The following is a 17707-nucleotide window of genomic DNA, read 5'->3' as shown; positions in this document are numbered from 1 at the left end:
GGTGGTCTCCTCCTGCTGTTGTGGACCGTGTTGGTCAGACGTAGAGGGTGTTCGGCCCCAGCCCGCTGAGCAGGCGGCCGTACAGTTCCGCGTTGGTGTCGGGGTGCATGAGCGCGTGCATGCTCAGCGCCTGGATGTCCCGGCGGATACGCTGCATCGGGTTGTCGAGGTAGATGGAGGAGCCGCCGCTGGCGTTGGCCAGGACCTCGACCGCCTCCTGGGAGCGTCGGACGGCCGCGCCCATGTCGGCCCGCGCCAGCACCCGCTCCGGCATCGTCCACTCCGCCCGCTCGGCCGCCTTCCGGTCCACGGTTCCGGCGAGCCGGTGCGCGTGGAACTCCGCCTCGTCGATCAGCATGGCCGCCTCGGCGAGCTGGAGGTGCGTGATGGGCGCCTCGCGCTGGCTGGCGTAGTCGGTGTAGGTGATCTTGCGATCAGCGAGCCGCTGGGTGAACACGTCCATGGCGGACTTGGCGAGGCCGAGCGCGACACCCACCGACGACGCGGAGGCCACCGGAAGCAGCGGCACCTGGTAGATCCCGCTGGCGGCGTTGGCCTGCGACGCGCCCTGTCCCTGCAGCACCGCGCCCAGCGGCAGGAAGCGGTCCTGCGGCACGAAGACGTCCTGGGCGACCGTGCTGACGCTGCCGGTGCCCTTCAGCCCCGACGTGTGCCAGTCGTCGACGATGTGCAGGTCCGCGGTGGGCACCAGCGCGATGACGGGCATGGGCTCGGCCTCCGGCGCGATCAGCACCGCGATGACCACCTGCCACCGGCTGTGCAGGGCACCGGTGATGAAGCCCCACTTGCCGTTGACGACGATCCCACCCTCCGCCGGAGCGGCCATCGCACTGGGGCTGAGCGTTCCGCAGATGCGCGCGTCGGGACTGGCGAAAACCTGATCCTGGACGTGGTCCGGGAAGTGAGACGCCATCCAGGTCGGGATCCAGTAGACCGAGGCCGTCCAGGCGGTCGATCCGTCCCCCCGGGCGAGCGTCGCGGCGACGTCGACGAGCGTACGGGTGTCGCACTCGTAGCCGCCGTACCGAGTCGGCGTGCGCAGCCGGAAGATGCCGGCGTCGGCCAGGGCGGCGACGGCCTCGTCGTGCACCCGCCGGTTCTCCTCGTTCCACGTCGAGAACTTCCGCAGGGTCGGGACGAGCTCGGATGCTCGGCGGAGCACCTCGGCACGTCCGGGTTGGTCGTTGGTCAACTCATGCCTCCTTGTGGACGTTCGGCTCGCAGAGCCGGACAGGGGGTGCGCGCCGCCGCGGCTCGTCCGCAGCGGCAGCGGAAGTCATCGAGGAGTCTCGATCATGGTCACGCCACCATCGCACGGCCGGCCGGACGGCCTCATCTCCCGCGTTGCGGCGGCGACGCTCCGGGACCCTCACCGGGCGCGCCACCGACGGCGCGGGGTGCCTGTGCCGTCAGGCCGCACGGCCGAGGGCCGCCCCCCATCCGGATCGGCGGACCGGTGCGATGGTGCGGGGGTCGGGAAGTGCGAGCAGCATCGGTGGGTCGCAGAGGCGGGCGGGACCGAGCCGTACGACGACATCCAGGCTCTTCTGCTCCGGTCCGATCCGGAAGGGGCCGTGGCTGCCGAACTGGGAGACGTCGTCATCGTCGCCGCCAGCGCCCCGCCCCGGCCCCACACCGTGGCAGAGCAGATACCACGTGCCCTCGGGAACCCTGTCGAGCACGAACCGCCCCGGCCCCGACAACATGGCGCAACTCGTCGGCTGCCCCTCGGGTATCCGACTCTTGAAGAGGCCCAGAAAGATCGCGTCGAGCGCCACCGGCGAGCAGGCCGAGATCACTCCGGACACCACGCCGTCGGCGGATTCGGCGCCGAGTTCGGGCTTTGTCGCCCCGAGACGAGGCACTGCCCCTCCGCAACGGCGGTACTCGATCGGCGAGACGCCGACGCTGCGGGTGAAGCGGGAACTGAACGTGCCCACGCTGTTGTATCCGACGTGCACGCTGATGTCGGCCACGTTCATGGACGTCGACAGCAGCAACGTCTTCGCACGCTGGAGCCGCAGGGCCGACAGGAATCGACCCGGAGAAACGCCGGTGATCCTCTGAAAGACCCGAGTGTAGTGGAATTTGCTGAACATGGCGGCACGCGCCATGTCGTCCACCGTCAGCTGCTCACCGAGGTTCTCATGCATCAGGACTATGGAACGCTCGACAGCATCAACGAAATGATTGTTCATCACGTCTCCCAGGCCTACGACGCCACGATGTCGCCATCATCAAAAGGGCGCGAAAACACGCCCGGACGCATTCCGAGAAATGGCCCGGGATTCACTGATCCCGGTTTCCGAGGGCTACGTGCCGCACCTCGTCGGCGGCCAACCGCGGGTGCACCGGGAACGGGACATCCGGCCCGCCCGGCAAACCCCGCGGATGACTACCCTTCGGACAGTCTCACCTGCCGACCCGACCGCCCAGAACGAGGCGGAGCAGGCCGGGGGACGGTGTCGAATGTCGACATGTGACCACCATCTGGCACGTTCACTCCCTCTTCGAACTCCGCACGTCCTCGACCTGCGATTGCGGTAATCCTCTCGGGACGGGAAGGGCGCGGCATCTTGAAAAGTGCTGTCAATCCCGCACGCTTGAAGAAAGGTTCCGTGCGCAGAATCACGCCTGTTGCGCATTCCTTGAGTAATTGCATCCCTCGACTGCGGGGCCGCGCATGCGCCATGGGCGGGCCAACACGACCGAGAATCGTCACCGACAGTGGCCGCGCCGCGTGGACGCTCCGTAAAGTCGAATCGGCGACGAAGCATGCGGCAGCCTGTTAACTGGTGACGGATAGTGTTAACGCGACGTGTACGGGCCACTGACTCGCCACTCAGCGCAACTGACGTTCAGCCACAGCTCGATGACAGATCGTGACGAGGGCCGAACGTCCTATTAGACAGCACGCCGGCGGCAAATGCCATAGCCCGCCTTGCCGTAGCGAGGAGGCAGGCACGCCACGGCCACGCCCGGTCGCCCGCGCCGAGGCGACCGGGCGTGGCCACCAGGCGGCCCGCAGGCCGACTGGCAGCTCGCAGGCCGACAACCCACGAGCGGCCGGCGTCAGGCGCCGGCCGCTCGCGAGCCGCCAAGGCGACGGGGCCGGCCGGGCTCCGCCGCCGGCCGTCACGTCACGCCCTCTCAGGCGCACCCACCGGTACGCTCCCGGCCGCACTCGTCCGACTGCCCGCGGGGCGACGCAGCCAGATGATCCACCACATCACGCCCCGGATGAGACAGACGATGGTGACAGCGAAGAACAGCGTGTAGACGACGTTGAAGGCGATCAGGATCCCGTAGACCGCGGCGACGCCGGAGCCGAAGGCGAACTGGTTCCAGCCCTTGGTCGGCGTGGTGCCGGGATCGGTGATCATGTAGTTGGTGAACAGGACGAAGGCCACCCCGGTCATCGGCACCAGCGCGCCCCACAGCGCCACGTCGAGCGTCCAGTGCCGGACCAGCGCTTGAATGACGAACCCGCCCACCCATCCGAGGATGAGCGGCACCTTCTTGGTCAGCAGGGCGTTGAGGACCGTGCCGGAGGTGATGATGACGAGCGGGATGACGATGCTGATCGCGTCGGGGACGTGCTCCGTGAAGTGGTACGGCGGGGCGACGTTCACCCATGGGAACACCAGCAGTGCCGCCGAGATGCCGAGGTTGGACGGATTCATGAAGTGCCGCATCCGCCCGTTGATGGGCGCACGGAGCAGTGCCTTCTGACCGATCGCGACGAGGACCGCGAATGCGATGGGCCAGAAGCGGTCGTTGGCGTACAGGAGCATGTTGGCGGCGAGGGCGGTGATGTGTGTCGGCAGCAGGAACGTGTACATTCCCCGCAGCCCGCCACCGGCGAACTCCGGTCGACGCCGGTGCGCGGCAGCGGTGACCCACTCGATCAGGATCTCCGCCGAGTAGCCGACCAGGAGCGCGAAGATGGGCCAGGTCCACGGCTGTTCGAAGCCGAGGACGGTGTAGCCGAGGATGTTGAAGACGGTCATCGAGATCGCGAAGTTGCGTAGTGCGATGTAGCGCGGATCCCGGGGCACCGCGGAGGTCGGAGGGTTCGGCGCCGGCGGGTCACCGCCGGTGCGTCGCGGGCCCGCCGAGCCGACGGGCCTGTCGATGGACCGCGTGCTCATCGCCCACTCACCTCCCGCACCTGATCCGTGAGCATCAGGCTGTGCCAGCCGCGGGTCATCTCCTGCGTCTGGGCGTGGACGACGCCGTCGAGGTCTCGCCACGTCACCTCGACCGAGACCGGCTGGTCGCCGATCTCGCCGAGTCCGACCACGATCTCGAAGCTACGTTTCCCGGAGTGCCCGCCACCCCCGTCGAGCTGGGCCAGGCGGATCCGGCCGTCCGCGGTCCGGACGCGGACCTGGGCGCCGTAGGCGGGAGTGCCGAGCGCGTCGTCGGCGGCGGCGGGCCGGTACAGCCGCAGGCCGATGAAGTCGCCGAGATCGCCGGTGGTGTTGCGGTAGAAGGTGGGAGGTCCCCACTGCCGTGCGACGGCGAAGTCCTGGCTGCCGTTGCCGTCGACGTCCGCGACGGCGACGCCGCGGCTCGGGGTGTCGTCCGTCATGCCGAGCTCGCTGCCGACGTTGACGTACCGGCCGTTGCCCTCGGGCACCCAGAACGCGACGGGCTGGGAGCCGGCGATGTCGTCGCCCGGTCCGGCGTTGGGCCACATCGCGGGATCCCGCAGCATCAGGTCGTTGGCCATCGCCAACTCCTGCAGCCAGGCCCAGCGGTTCAGGCTGCCCTTGACGAAGCCGTTGGTCTGCACGACCTCGACGGCGCCGTTGTTGTCGAAGTCCGCCATCTTCGCGTCCCAGCCCCAGCCCGACCAGGCGAGGTTGCGGTCGGCTGCCACGTTCTCGTACGGGGCTCTGCCGTCGCGCATCATCGACCCGGCCGCCTGCGGACTGGCGGCCGTGTTGCGCCAGACGAACGTGCTCTCCTCGAGCCCCCAGGACGTCGTGATGTTGCTGACGAAAGCATCGAAGCGCCCGCTGCCGTCCAGGTCACCGAACTCGATGGACATGCCCTTGAACGAGTCGTGGCCGAGGACCAGCGACTTCGGCGTGAAGGGATCACGCTCACCCTCGACGAGCTCGAACCGGATCCGGCCGGGGACCGACCGGTTGTGGAAGAAGCGGTCGTTACCGAAGTCGTTGGCCAGGTACAGCTCGGGCAGGAGATCGCCGTCAAGGTCGGCCGAGGCCGCCCCCAGCGTCCAGCCGGTGGCCACCGCCGGGTCCAGGGCCTTCTGTTCCTCGTACGTGACCGACGGTCGCTGCCCCCCGCTGGCGGCGGTCCACCGCAGGATGTGGGCGCCGCCCGCATTGCGGGCGTGTGACATCGAGTGGTTCATCTGGACGCCCGCCAGCCCCTCCGGGTCGAGCACCGCGGAGTCGGGGAAGTAGTTGAAGATCCCGAGGTCGACGTGCCCGTCCCCGTCGAAGTCCGCGACGGAGACGGCATTGGTGTTCCAGAGCTGCCCGTCGTACTCCCCGTTGCCGTTGCCACGCTGGCCGACGAGTTCGGTCGGCAGGAAGCTGCCCGGGCTCAGGGCGACCCGTCCACCGCGGTGCATGAACAGGACCGGGGTCCGGCCCCAGTAGTAGACGAGGAGGTCGGTCCAGCCGTCCTCGTTGAAGTCACCGGGTACGCACCCCATCGGCGCCATCGCCGAGTGCACCGGCAGCGGCGCGGGGTCGAGAACGAAGGGCTGGTAGATGTTCCCGCTACCGGGCGCGGGCGTGACGATCACGCTGTCGCTGCGGGTGTCGACCAGGCACATGTCGTTGGCCACGCCGCCACCGTCCAGGTCGTTGATCGCGACGGCGGCGCCGACGGAGGAGACCCATGACCGGATGTGGTCATACTGCGGGTTGACGGCGCGGACAGTACGTACGGGCAGCCCGGGCGGCAGGATGATGGGCAGCTCCGTGAACTCGAACTGCGACGCCAGCCTCGCCCGGTCCGCCTCCGACGCTGAGGGCAGGCGGGCGACGGCATATGAGCCGGCTAACAGAACGAGCACCATGAGCGCGGGTATTAGTCGGCGCAGAACGCCAACCGGTTGCGGTGCCAACGGCTCCCCCTCGGAATAGGCAGCGCCGGTACGACGACATCGCGCGCTGCGCCGAATTGCGACGGTTCGAGCCCACCGCCGCCCGCCCCGTTCGACGCACGAGGACCTTCGCCACGGCCACCAAATCAGTTCCGCGTGTCGGCCGCGTTGTCGGCGGTGATCGTCGGCGAGCCGTCCACCTATTCCACCGGGGACGGTTCTCCCTCAGGGGAGAAACGAGAGGCGCGGCGCCGACAATCGGCGAACCGCATTATCGGAGTGGGCCCGAACCAACAACATCATGGCCGAGGAAACCGACCAGAGTCTTCTCGCACGATGCCGTCGTGGCTCGCGGCGCCCCATCGCCGGCCGGCGGCGCCGCCGGCGGGTCCCCGACCGCCGCCAGCGCCGGTGGCGGCCCGGGCACGGCGACCGTCCGGCTCAACGGCGCGCTCAGGCGCCGAGCCGGCCCGCCACCCCGACCAGATGCTCGCGCGCCATTCGGCGCAGCGCCGCCATCGCCGCCTCCAACAGGACCGCCCGCGCGACCAGGGTTGCCGCGTCCCGCTCCGAGTCCAGGCTCCGCGGCATGGACGCGGCCTCCAGAGCCGCCAGACGCACCGCGGCCTCGGCGTACGGAACGAAGATGTCCACCTCGACGTCACCGCTCAACCGTTCGAGGGCGGTGAGCACCCGCGTCAGCGTCTGCCGGCCGGGTGACGTGTCGGCCACCCGCCAGCCCAGTCCGTCCACGAAGGAGTCGACCCGGTCCGCCGCGCCGTGCCGCTCGGCCAGGTTCAGACTGTCCTCGGCGAACAGCGCCTCGGTGACCACCGCGTAGAGCCCGGCGAGGGGCAGCCCCCGATTGTCGACCGCCTGGAGGACCTCCCGGACCGAGGCCAGACTCATCCGGCCGACGACGGTCAGCATGCGGATCAGACTCAGCCGCGACAGGTGGTGCTCGCCGTAGTACAGCTGCCGGCCGACGGCGGTCGCCTGGCCTGGCGGAAGAAGCCCCTCCCGCAGATAGAATTTGATGGTCGGCACCGGGAGGCCGGACCGACTACTCAACTCCCGAATCCTCATCGTCATCAACACCATGCGTCCGTTTCGCGTAGCTCGATAGGAAGAGCGCGTATTCGCTGTTTCGCCCGCTGCGTCCGCATGGTGGGCACACCCTCCTCGCCTCAGCAGTCTCCCCCGCCGCCACGGCCATTCTCACCGCCGGTATCGGCCCCTCGACCCCGTCGGGCCACCCGGGCATCCGACGCCGCAGCCTGGGCCGCACAGCCGTACCGCTTCCGTCGCTTTTGGCAGCGACTAACCGGAAACAGTCTCGTGGGGCAGATAGCGCAACTATCCATCACTGTCGGTGACGATTCGTCGACGCTGTGCCGATCGAAAACCGGACACATGGTTGCCGGAACGATTTCCGGGCGATAACATCTAGCGGCAAGTTCTTGATCAAGAACGACAACCCTAAATTTAATAGGCACTTTTAATATACAAATACTCTGTCGGGCGGCGTTGTCGACGCAGTCGGACAACACCGCGCCCCGACACTGGGAAGAGGGCGCAATGCTGATAGGCGAGATTGCCGTAAGACGTGCGTTGTGGACCATGCGAGAAAGGCTCGCCGAGCCCCTGACGATCGACGACCTGGCGACCGCGGCCATGTTCAGCCGATATCACTTCTCGCGGCTCTTCCGGCGACTCACCGGCATATCACCGGGCCGGTTCCTCGCGGCCATCCGCATCCAGGAGGCCAAACGGCTACTCATCAGCACCTCGCTGACGGTGGCGGCAATCAGCACGTCGGTCGGCTACACCAGCCTCGGCACCTTCAGCTCGCGGTTCCACCGCAGTGTCGGCATATCTCCCGCGGCGTACCGGCGCCACCGCTATCCCCAACCGCTGCCGACGGAGCAGACCACCCCGGCGAGGACGGGCGCCACCATCACCGGCGAGGTACGGACGTTCTGCCCGGGCTTCGCCGCGCCGATCTTCATCGGACTGTTCCCCGACGCCATCGCCGAGGGACGGCCGGCCAGCTGGGCCGTCATGGATCGTCCCGGCCCGTACCAGCTCTCAGGGGTCACCCCCGGGTCGTGGTACCTCATCGCGCACTCCCTGAGGGGCCGCAACGTTGCGGCGAGCGGCCCGGACCACATCGGTCAGGTCACCGCGGTGGCCCGGTACGGACCGGTCCGGATCGCCGGGGGCGGCAGCGTCCAGGCGACGGAGATGACCGTGCGCCCGCCGCGGGACTTCGACCCGCCGGCCCTGCTCTCGCTCCTCGACCTGCCGCCGCAGGCGGTGCTGAGGCTGCGCCAGGAACAGGAGCGTCGTCACGCCACCGCGCCCACCCCGCTCACCAGCATCGGCAGCCCGGCCCGGATCCTCAGCGAGAGCATCGGCTCCGGGACGACCTGGTGACGGGGCAGCGTCGAGAGCCGAAACTCCCGGGCGATCATGGCCAGCACGAACACGGCCTCCATCATGCCGAGGTTGCTGCCGACGCAGACGCGTGGTCCCGCACCGAAGGGGATGTAGGCGTACCGAGGCCGCTCACGCACCCGGGCCGGATCGAACCGCTCCGGGTCGAACCGCTCCGGCCGCGTCCAGAACTCCGGGTGCCGGTGGAGGGTGTACGGCAGGATCACGACGTCGGACCCGGCGGGCACGTGGTAGCCGCCGACCACGTCAGCCGCCACGGACATGCGCGGCAGCAGCCACACCGGTGGGTACAGCCGCATCGCCTCCTCGACCACCATCGTGCTGTACCGGAGATGGTGCAGGTCCTCGTACGTCGGCAGGCGGCCGCCGAGGACCCGGTCCGCCTCCTCACGGAGCCGCTCCCGCACCTCGGGCTCGTTGTCGATGAGGTACAGGGTCCAGCCCAGGGTGCTCGCCGTGGTCTCGTGCCCGGCGAGGAGCAGCGTCACCAGCTCGTCCCGGAGCCGGCGCCGCGCCACGCGCGGATCCGCCTCCGTCCGGGTGGAGGCGACCAGCCGGGACAGCACGTCGTCATGTCCGTCCCCCCAGCCCTTCCGTTGCTCGACCAACTGATCGACCACCCGTTGCAACTCGCGGCGGGCACGGCGGAACCGCAACTGGCGTCGCAGCGGTAGCCAGGTCGGTACCGATCCGAGCGAGGCGAGCTCGAACATGGCCTGATCCTGCACGGCGGCGAACTCGTCCCCGATGGAGCCGAACGCGCTCAGGTCCGCATCGAGCAGGGTCCGGCCCAGCACGCCCAGGGTCAGCCCGGTGAACTCGGACACCACGTCGACCGGGTCGTCGCCGCGCCACTGCCGGAGTCGGTCCATCAACTGCTCGGCCTCGACGGCGATGAGGTCGGCGTGCCGCGCCATCCGCCGCGGATGGAAGGCCGGCTGGATCACCTTGCGCTGCTTGCGCCACAGCTCGCCCTCGCTGGTCAGCAGGCCGTCGCCCAGCGCCCGCCGCGCGTGGACCAGGCCGATCCCCTTACGGTAGTTGTCGCTGCTGTCGGCCAGGACGTGCTTCGCGTGGTCGGGCCGGTTGAAGATGTGCAGGCTCTTGTGCCCCACGGGCAGCCGGACCGCGTCCCCGTACAGTGCGATCGCGTCACTGATCATGCCCAGCCGGTCCCGTGCCATGACGGCCAGCATGCGCAGGGCGGCGCGTCGGGGCGGACCGGGCGGGGGCAGCAGCCGGTCGTGCAGCAGCGTCATGACGGGACCTCCAGGTCGGGGCCGACAGGTCGGAGCCGTCCCCGGTGGAACAGCAGGGCCTCGTCCTCTCCGGGCAGGGCCGTCGACAGCAGCCGGCCCACCACGATCGTGTGATCTCCCCCGTCGTAGCGCCGCCACTGCTCACACTCGAACCAGGCGAGGGCGTCCGGGATCAACGGCACCCCGGTCCGCTCCCCCGCGATCGTGGCGACCCGCGCGAACTCCGCCGGTCCCACCGGACGGCGCGAGTCGGCGAAGTAGCGCGCGAGCCCCGCATGGCCGGCGGCGAGGACCGAGATGCCGAAGTACGCCGCCGTCTCGAGGAAGCGGTGCATGATCGTGACCCGGTCGACACAGACGAGCACCAGCGGCGGGTCGAGCGAGACCGACGTGAACGAGTTGGCGGTCATCCCGTGCGGCTCGTCCCCGCCGACGGTCATCACCGTCACGCCGGTGGCGAAGGTGCCGAAGACGCGTCGCAGCGCGCGCCGGGTGTCCGTCCCGTCCCTCGTCGGCAGGCCACCCCGGTCACCGTCCGGCGCGGCCATCACGCGTCCCCCCGGGCCGTGAAGGGCGTCAGCGCCCGGACGAGCGGATCCGGCACCCGCGTCGGCACGGTCCGCGTGTTCGGTCCGCGCATACAGGCGACCCGCTGCATGCCCCGGGCCACCAGTGTCTCGGCGCCCGTGGCGTCCAGGCGCACGTAGTCGAATCCGAACTCCACCTGGGTCTGCGCGAGGTCGACCAGTCGCATCCTGATGGACAGCTCGTCGAAGAGGGCCAGCTCCGCGAAGAACTCGCAGTCGACCCGCAGGGTGAACAGCTTCAGATCGGCCTGCAGGTCGGCCAGCACCTGGGGCGCCCGTTCCCGGAGGAACAACTCCCGGCACCTGCCCTGCCAGCGCAGGTAGTTGACGTAGTAGACGTTGCCGACAAGGTTGGTCTCCTCGAATCCGACCACGTGCCGGTACTCGAAATAGCGCGACATGCTATCGGTCCTCCCTGCTCAACAGGCCGAACACCACCGGTTCCGGTCGGTCGCGCAGCGTCGTGACGAAGGTCGCGACGGTAAACCGCCCGGCACTGAGGACGACCCAGCCGGGCTGCTCGACCGGCAGGACGGTCAGGGCAGCGACCGGCGGTTCGCCCGCCTTCTGCAGGCACTCCATCGCCACCCACACACGGGTCGCCGCCACGTCCCGGTCCTCACCCGTCTCCGGGTCGGTCAGCAACGGCAGCAGCTCGGCGTGCGCACCGAGCAGGCCACGCCACTCGACCGGCGACCGGAACGCCACCGGCTCCACGTCGCACGCGACCACCGAGGGCGCCAACGCGCAGACGGTCACCCCCGCCCCGTGGGCGAAGGACACGTCCTGACCGCCGTCGATCTCCGGCCGGCCGTCGCTCCGGTACCGCACCGGGATCACCCGTCCGGCGGCGTGCGCCAACGCCCGGGCCGAACGCGACCGGCGCAGCGCCCGGAGGTCACCGCCGGCCGACTCGTCGTCGGGCACGACGGCGACAGCCATCCCGGCACCGGTCACGTCGGCGACAGCGCGCTGCAGGTACGGGCCCAGCAGCGCGGGCGCCCAGGGCCCCTGTCCGTCCGTCTTGCGGACGGCGCGCAGGCGCAGCCCCTCCCAGCGTTCGACGACGGTCCCGCCCGCGGACCGCAACGCCACGTCGTAGACGTACGTGTCGCCGTCACGCCAGCGTTCGATGGCGCAGTACCTGAACTCGCCCGGCTCGACCGGCCCGCCGGCGGGGTGGATCCGGTCGACGCCGATCGGCAGCAACGTGGCGTGCGGCACGCAGACCTGGTTGCCGTGCATGAGCGCGTCCCGGATCCCGGGGTCACCGAGCACCAGCGTGCTCGGGTGGAAGGGCGCGAACCAGTCCACCGACGCCATCGCGAGGTCGGCGTCGACCTCGAGGGCCGCCGCCCGGTGGTACCGCAGGACCCGTTGGAATCGCTCGCCCTGGAACAGGACGTCGCCGTAGAGGTCCTCCGCCGGACGCAGCGACACGGCCGGTAGCCCGACCGGGCCAGGAGCGGGCGGGCCGTCGGGCGCAGGTCCGTCGTCGTAGCGCAGACGTGCCCGGAAGTGTTCGGCGGAGAACCGGGTCTCGCTGCTGTGGATCACCACGTCCACCACCTCGGTGTCCGTGACGACCGCGGCGACGCGGATCTGGGTCGTGCCGTCGAGCGGTACGACGATCGGCCGGAGGAACTCCGCATTCTCGATGACGGGCACCGACGACCGGCCGGTGAGCGCCGACGCCACCTGGGCCATCGCCTCCATGCCGAGGACCGCGGGGAAGAGCAGGTTGCCGTCGAGACGGTGGTCCGGCAGGTACAGGTCGCTGCCCGGGCTCAGCTCCACCTCCGTCACGAGCTCCACGCCGGGGTAGTGGACCAGTGACCGCTCCAGGAACCGCAGCAGCGGCAGCTGCACCTGCTCGTAGCCGATCGTGTCGATCCCGGAGGTGCGTCCGCTGATCACCACGACAGGGGGCACGGCAGGATCCGTGAGCAGGCGACGCAGCAGCTCGACCCCCTGCGTGGGGGTGATCGGCGTGACGCCCTCGCGGGCCAGGCTCTCCACGACCGACAGCCGCTCGCCCATCCCCACGCCCGACCAGACGGACCATTCGAGACACACGCTGCGGCAACCGGGATGCTCCGCGCCGAACGCACGGGTCAGCTCGGCCAACCACTCGTTCGCCGTCGCGTAGTGCGCCTCGCCCCGCAGGCCGGCGCGGCCGATGATGCTGCCGAGGGTGACCAGCAGTCGCAGGTTCCGCGCCTCGACGGCGTCCAGCACGGCCCGCAGCCCGTCGACCTTCGGGGCGAAGGCGCGCTGTAGCGCGGCGACGTCGAGGTTCCCCAGCGCCGCCGGTTCGTTGATCCCCGCCCCGTGCAGGACGGCGGTCACCGGACCGAGCACCCGGCGGACCTCGTCGACCGCGTCACGGACCTGGGCGGGGTCGGTGACGTCCGCCCGGACGTAGTGCGCCGTCACGCCGTGGTGCGCCAACCGCTCCAGGTTCGCCGCCAACTCGGCGTCCACCGCCGGATCCGACCGGCCGAGGAGTGCGACCCGGGCCCCGGTGTCCACGGCCACCGCCAGCGCGCACTCGGCGGTGATCCCCTTGCCGCCGCCGGTGACGAGCAGCACGTCCGACTCGTCGACGGGCAGGTCGGAACTGTCGGGCCGCACGGGCATGGCGCGCAGCGTCGGCAGCCGCCGGACCCCGTCGTGGTCGTAGTACGCCTCGACGTACCCGTCGGTGCCGCGGACCTCCTCGACGACGTGGTCCACCCCGTCGGCGGCGGGCGGCAGGTGCACGATCGTCACCCGCAGGTGGGGCGCCTCCAGCCGCAGGGTCTTGGCCAGGCCCGCCGCCCCGCGGCCGTGCTGCACGAGCACGAACCTCGTGCCCGCGTCGCCGGCCAGCGCCTCCTGCGCACCGTGCAGAGCGAGTTCGAGGTCGGCCGGCGTGCACTGCGCTGGCAGGCAGACCAGCACCCCGGGGCCCACCTCGGCGTTCTCCAGCCGCTCGGCGAGGGCGGCGGCGAACGGGTGGTCCGCTCGGGCGTACCGGCGCCAGGGGCCGGCACCGACAGGCTCCACCGGGTCGGGCGCCGGCGCCGGCTCGAGGTCGACGCGCCAGGCCCTGGCCCAGCTGGCCGCTCCGGCCACCGGCGGGGCCGCCTCCACAGCGCCCTCCCCCGCGCTCGCCCGCAGCTCGTCGAGCGTCTCGGCGAGTTCACGGACCGACGCGGTCGCGAAGTTCATCGGGGTACGCGCCGCCGGCACGCCCAGCCGCTCGGCCGCCTCGTTGACGACGTGCCCGACGGTGATGGAGCTCAGGTGCAGGTCGTCGAGGAGGCGACTGTCCGGACGCACCATCTCCAGCGGAAGCTCGGCCCGGGCGGCGGCCATCCGACGCAGCAGGTCCAGCGTCGCCTCCGCCGGAGCGGCTGCGGGGTCCGTCGGCACCGGGTCCACCGCCCACGCCGCGGCGGCGGGGGCACCCGAAGGCTCCACGACGGTGGCGCCCTGGCCCCCGGTGGCGTCGGTGAGCGGGGCGGCCTCGCAGGGGCTGCTCAGGACGGCGGCAGGCGCGCCAATGTCGATCGGCCGGGCCAGGCGGTCCTCGAACAACCGCTCGGGGATCTCGGCGGCCCCATGGACGTACGCCGCGGCGACCACTCTCAGCAGGCTCGCCAGCGACTCGTCGTCGGTGTCGAGCGACACCGCCGGGACGTCGGTGACGCCGGCGGCGAGACCGGCGAGCACCCGGCCGGGCCCGACCTCCACGAAGAGGTCGACCTCCTCGGCCGCGGCGGCGACCGCCTGGCTGAACCTGACCGGTTCGGTGATCTGCCGGTGCAGGTGTGACACCACGTCCGTCGGCGCGGGCAGCAGCTCACCCGTGACGGTCGAGACGACGCGCCGGTCGACGGTGCCGAGCTCGACACCGATCAGCTCGGCGGCGAACGCGTCGGCGGCCGGCGCGACCAACGGCGAGTGGAACGCGTGGGAGACCGCGAGCGGCACCGCCGTGACGCCGCTGGCCACGGCTCGGCGGCAGACGTCCTCGACGGCGGCCACCCCGCCGGAGACGACCGTCTGGCCGGGGCCGTTGTATCCGCTGACGACGACCGGGAGGTCGCCGACGAGCCGGACGACGACCTCCGGTGGGGCGGCGATCCCCGCCATCGTGCCCGACGCACTGTGCCGCGCCATGGCACGGCCCCGCGCTCCGGCCAGGCGCAGCAGGGTGGACTCGTCCATGACGCCGGCCCAGTGCAGCGCGGTCAGCTCACCGAGGCTGTGGCCGAGCGCCACGGTGGCGTCGATGCCGAGCGTCGACAGCGCGGACAGGCCGGCGACGGAGCCGGTGACGATGCGGGGCTGCGCGACCTCGGTCGCGATCGTGTCCCCGCCGGACGGCAGCGCCGCGAGCCGGTACACGGCGTCCAGGGCCGGGAGCCGGCGCCGCAGCGCTCCACCGCTGACGCCGGTGCCTGATCCCTGGCCGGGGAAGAGGAAGCCGATCCGGCCACGACCAGCGACCCGACCGAGGAACGCGCGGTCCAGTCCCGACGTCAGGGATGTCTCCCCCGCGTCGATGGCGTCGAGGATGCGGCGGAGCTGGTGTTCGGCGTCCTCGGGGGCGGTGACGACAACGGCCGCCCGGTACGGCAGGTCACGCAGGTCGTTCCGCAATGCCACGGCCAGATCGGTGAGCTGGGCGTACGACGCGGCTCCGGCGAACCCGGCGACCTGCTCCACGCGCTCCCGCAGTGCCGTCCAGGACATGCCGTCCAGCACGAGCAGTTCGGCGTCCTGTGCCCCTGCGGCGAGTGCGACCGTCCGCGCGTCCAGGTGCCGCGGCCGCCGGGCACCCGGCTTGTCCAGCACCACGTGGGTGTTGATGCCGCCGAAGCCCATGGCGGTGATGCCGGCGCGCACCGGGGCGTCGGCCGGCCACGGCTCGGCCTCGGAGAGCACCCGCAGGGCCCGGTCGGGCGCGGTGAGCAGCTCGTGCGGTTGCGGGCAGCTGAGCGCCGGAGGCAACGCCTCATGGTGCACCGCCATGGTGGCCTTGATCAGGCCGGCCAGCCCGGCGGCCGCCTTGGTGTGGCCGATCATCGCCTTGATCGAGCTGATCACGGCGGGAGCCGCGTCCGGGGCGGCCGTCCGCCGTGCCTGGGACAGGGCGGACAGCTCGGTCGTGTCGCCCACCTTCGTCCCGGTGCCGTGCCCCTCGAACAACGCGACGGTGTCCAGCCCGAACCCCGCCCTCGCGTACGCCCGCTGCAACGCGAGTCGGTAGCCGTCGGCCTCCGGTCGGGTGATGCCGCCCCTGCCGTCGGAGGAGATCCCCCAGCCGGCCACGGTGGCGTAGATGCGGTGCCCGGCCCGCCGTGCCTCCTCCTCCCGCATCAGCACGACCATCCCGCAGCCCTCACCCGGCCAGAACCCGCTCGAGTCGCGGTCGTACACCCGCATCTCGCCGGTGGCGAGCGCTCCGGTCTTGGCGAAGCCGATGATCTCGAAGGGGTCGATCGAGAGGTCGACCCCGCCCGCGAGTGCCACGTCGATGTCGCCGTCGACCAGGGAACGGCAGGCGGTGATGACCGACAGCAGTGAGGAGGAGCAGGCGCCGTCCACGGTGTAGCCGCCACCCTGGAGGTCGAAGTGGTTGCAGATGCGGCCGGCGATGGTGTTGGAGAGGGCTCCGGCGAGGGTGTCCTCGTCGACGGGCGGAAAGGGCCGCTTGTAGTCGGCCTCGACACGGTCGAGGAAGTCCGCCAGGCGCTGCTCGTTCCAGTCCGCGTCGGTCAACGCGGAGGCGAGCACCCGGCGGACATAGGGCCACCGCAGCCGGAGCTGGTTGGCGCGGGAGAACTCACCGGTGAGGCTGTTGCCGACAACCACGCCGGTCCGTTCGTGCGGCAGGCCCGCGCCCATGGGGAATCCGGCGTCGGCCAACGCCGCGGCGGCGACGTCGAGCGCCAGCCAGTGCGTCAGGTCGGTGGAGCGGAACGTACTGCCCGCGACCTTGAACGCGATCCGGTCGAATTCCCAGCCTTCCAGTAGGGCGGCGTTGCGGGCGTAGAAGCGGTCGGGCGCGGCGGGATCGGCCGACCAGTAGTCGGCGAGCCTCATCCGGCTGTCGGGCAGTCGGCGGAAGGCCCGCCGGCCGGCGACGGAGTTCTCCCACAGCTCCTTCGGGGAGGTCGCATCCGGATACCTGCATGCCATGCCGACGATGGCGATCCTCGTCATGTTGAGCGAATCTCCGATCTGGTCGCGGTCGCGACCGCAGTGCTAGCGGGTGTCCGACGCGCGGTCGTACCGGCCGATGGCGAGCGTCTTCCGGATGCGGCTCCGCCAGATCTCGTACGCCGGTGGCTCGCCGGGCAGGGAATGACCAGGCCGTGCGCGGTCGGTGACCGCCGCCGCCTCGACCGGCGGGAGCCCGCAGAACAGGCGGGTGGCGGTCTCCACGTGCGGGACCACGAGCCCGGCGCGCACCCGGGCCGCCGCGGCGAACGCGGAGCCCTGGATCAGGTGGGCGCGGTATGCCCCGGCGCGGCGCCAGAGTTCGCGCAGCTCCGTCTCGTCCGCGCCGCCGGCGTAGGTGGCGGCCAGGCCGACGCCGCTGTACAGGTCGGCCCGGCGGGACTCGGCGAACCCGTCGACGAGTCGGGTGACCTGCAGTACGTCGGTGCCGCCGACGAACCACAGCGCCCGGCCGATCCCCTGGTCGATGGCGCGGTTGGCGTAGCCCGTGTCGTCGTCGACCGGCCACGGGAACCGCTCCGGCTGGAAGTGCTCGAAGACGTACCGCCGGGTACGGAAGTACGCCTGGTGGAATCCGTACCCGTCGAGGGCGAGCCAGCGCAGCAGCGGGTCCGGGGTGTGCAGCATGGGCCACCGGAATCGGGGCAGTCGTGCCATCGCCCAGCCGATGCCGACGTACGCCATGTAGACGTGCCGGTCGCCGGGGCCGGCGAGGAACTCCTCCAGTTTCCCGCCGCCGAACGGTAGGGCGTCGCGGATGGCCAGTGCCATCGCCGCGCCCTCGTAGCCGAATCCGCGGAACCTCTCGGGAATCCGCTCGAGGGCCGGCTCGATCTCGGCCACCCGCCCTGCCCCGGCCGCGTCGCCGTAGCCCTCGAGGAACGTCCGACCGATCGTCTCCAGGAGTCCCTGCGCCTGCGGTGACTTCACATGGAAGCCCCGCACGCTCACGTACGTGTTGTGCACCTCCGGCGTCAGGACGATGCGACGCAGCGAACCGATGAAACCCACTGGTACCCCTTACGTGGTCAGCGCCGATCGAGCGGGCCGGGTACCCACGC

Annotated in this window: 11 protein-coding genes; 1 reads left to right on the top strand and 10 read right to left on the bottom strand. The window is 70.9% G+C overall.

All coding sequences use genetic code 11. The annotated features are described in order from the left end of the window. Positions 1-34 precede the first annotated feature (34 nt). The 5 genes from ABZ793_RS09380 to ABZ793_RS09360 form a co-directional block, all read right to left on the bottom strand. A complete protein-coding gene (locus tag ABZ793_RS09380; protein ID WP_357454386.1) occupies positions 35-1213 on the bottom strand; it encodes an acyl-CoA dehydrogenase family protein in 1179 nt (392 codons plus the stop codon). Between the two features lie 217 nt (positions 1214-1430). Next, a complete protein-coding gene (locus tag ABZ793_RS09375) occupies positions 1431-2219 on the bottom strand; it encodes an AraC family transcriptional regulator (protein WP_357454383.1) in 789 nt (262 codons plus the stop codon). A gap of 942 nt (positions 2220-3161) precedes the next feature. Beyond that, entirely contained in the window at positions 3162-4031 is an 870-nt protein-coding gene (locus ABZ793_RS09370) for an enediyne biosynthesis protein (RefSeq protein WP_357454752.1), read from the bottom strand. A 137-nt stretch (positions 4032-4168) separates the two neighbouring features. Beyond that, positions 4169-6082, bottom strand: coding sequence for a CRTAC1 family protein (locus ABZ793_RS09365; RefSeq protein WP_357454381.1), 1914 nt, complete (start codon positions 6080-6082; stop codon positions 4169-4171). Positions 6083-6562: 480 nt separating this feature from the next. Continuing rightward, on the bottom strand, positions 6563-7195 hold the full coding sequence (locus ABZ793_RS09360; protein WP_357454749.1) for a MerR family transcriptional regulator: 633 nt from the start codon (positions 7193-7195) through the stop codon (positions 6563-6565). A 534-nt stretch (positions 7196-7729) separates the two neighbouring features. Between ABZ793_RS09360 and ABZ793_RS09355 the strand changes: the two genes are divergently transcribed. Next, positions 7730-8545, top strand: a complete 816-nt coding sequence (locus ABZ793_RS09355; RefSeq protein ID WP_357454378.1) for a helix-turn-helix transcriptional regulator — start codon at positions 7730-7732, stop codon at positions 8543-8545. Here ABZ793_RS09355 and ABZ793_RS09350 read toward each other — a convergent pair. Genes ABZ793_RS09350 through ABZ793_RS09330 form a run of 5 tightly spaced genes read right to left on the bottom strand, consistent with a single transcriptional unit; the run spans position 8458 to position 17657 of the window. Further along, positions 8458-9825, bottom strand: a complete 1368-nt coding sequence (locus ABZ793_RS09350) for a cytochrome P450 (protein WP_357454375.1) — start codon at positions 9823-9825, stop codon at positions 8458-8460. The two genes, ABZ793_RS09355 and ABZ793_RS09350, sit on opposite strands and share 88 nt — an antisense overlap. Beyond that, positions 9822-10373: a flavin reductase family protein gene (locus ABZ793_RS09345; RefSeq protein WP_357454372.1), complete on the bottom strand. Its 552-nt coding sequence runs from the start codon at positions 10371-10373 to the stop codon at positions 9822-9824. The genes ABZ793_RS09350 and ABZ793_RS09345 overlap by 4 nt, the downstream gene beginning before the upstream one ends. Then, positions 10373-10813 carry an acyl-CoA thioesterase gene (locus ABZ793_RS09340; protein WP_357454369.1) on the bottom strand — a complete coding sequence of 147 codons (441 nt, stop codon included), beginning with the start codon at positions 10811-10813 and terminating at the stop codon, positions 10373-10375. Before ABZ793_RS09340 ends, ABZ793_RS09345 begins: the two co-directional genes overlap by 1 nt. A 1-nt stretch (position 10814) precedes the next feature. Beyond that, entirely contained in the window at positions 10815-16628 is a 5814-nt protein-coding gene (locus tag ABZ793_RS09335; protein ID WP_357454366.1) for a type I polyketide synthase, read from the bottom strand. Between the two features lie 42 nt (positions 16629-16670). Continuing rightward, positions 16671-17657: a DUF1702 family protein gene (locus tag ABZ793_RS09330; RefSeq protein WP_357454363.1), complete on the bottom strand. Its 987-nt coding sequence runs from the start codon at positions 17655-17657 to the stop codon at positions 16671-16673. Positions 17658-17707: the final 50 nt, after the last annotated feature.

It is taken from the genome of Micromonospora sp. NPDC047465, from assembly GCF_040643125.1.
GTDB lineage: Bacteria > Actinomycetota > Actinomycetes > Mycobacteriales > Micromonosporaceae > Micromonospora.
This window is presented reverse-complemented; position numbering and strand designations above follow the sequence as displayed.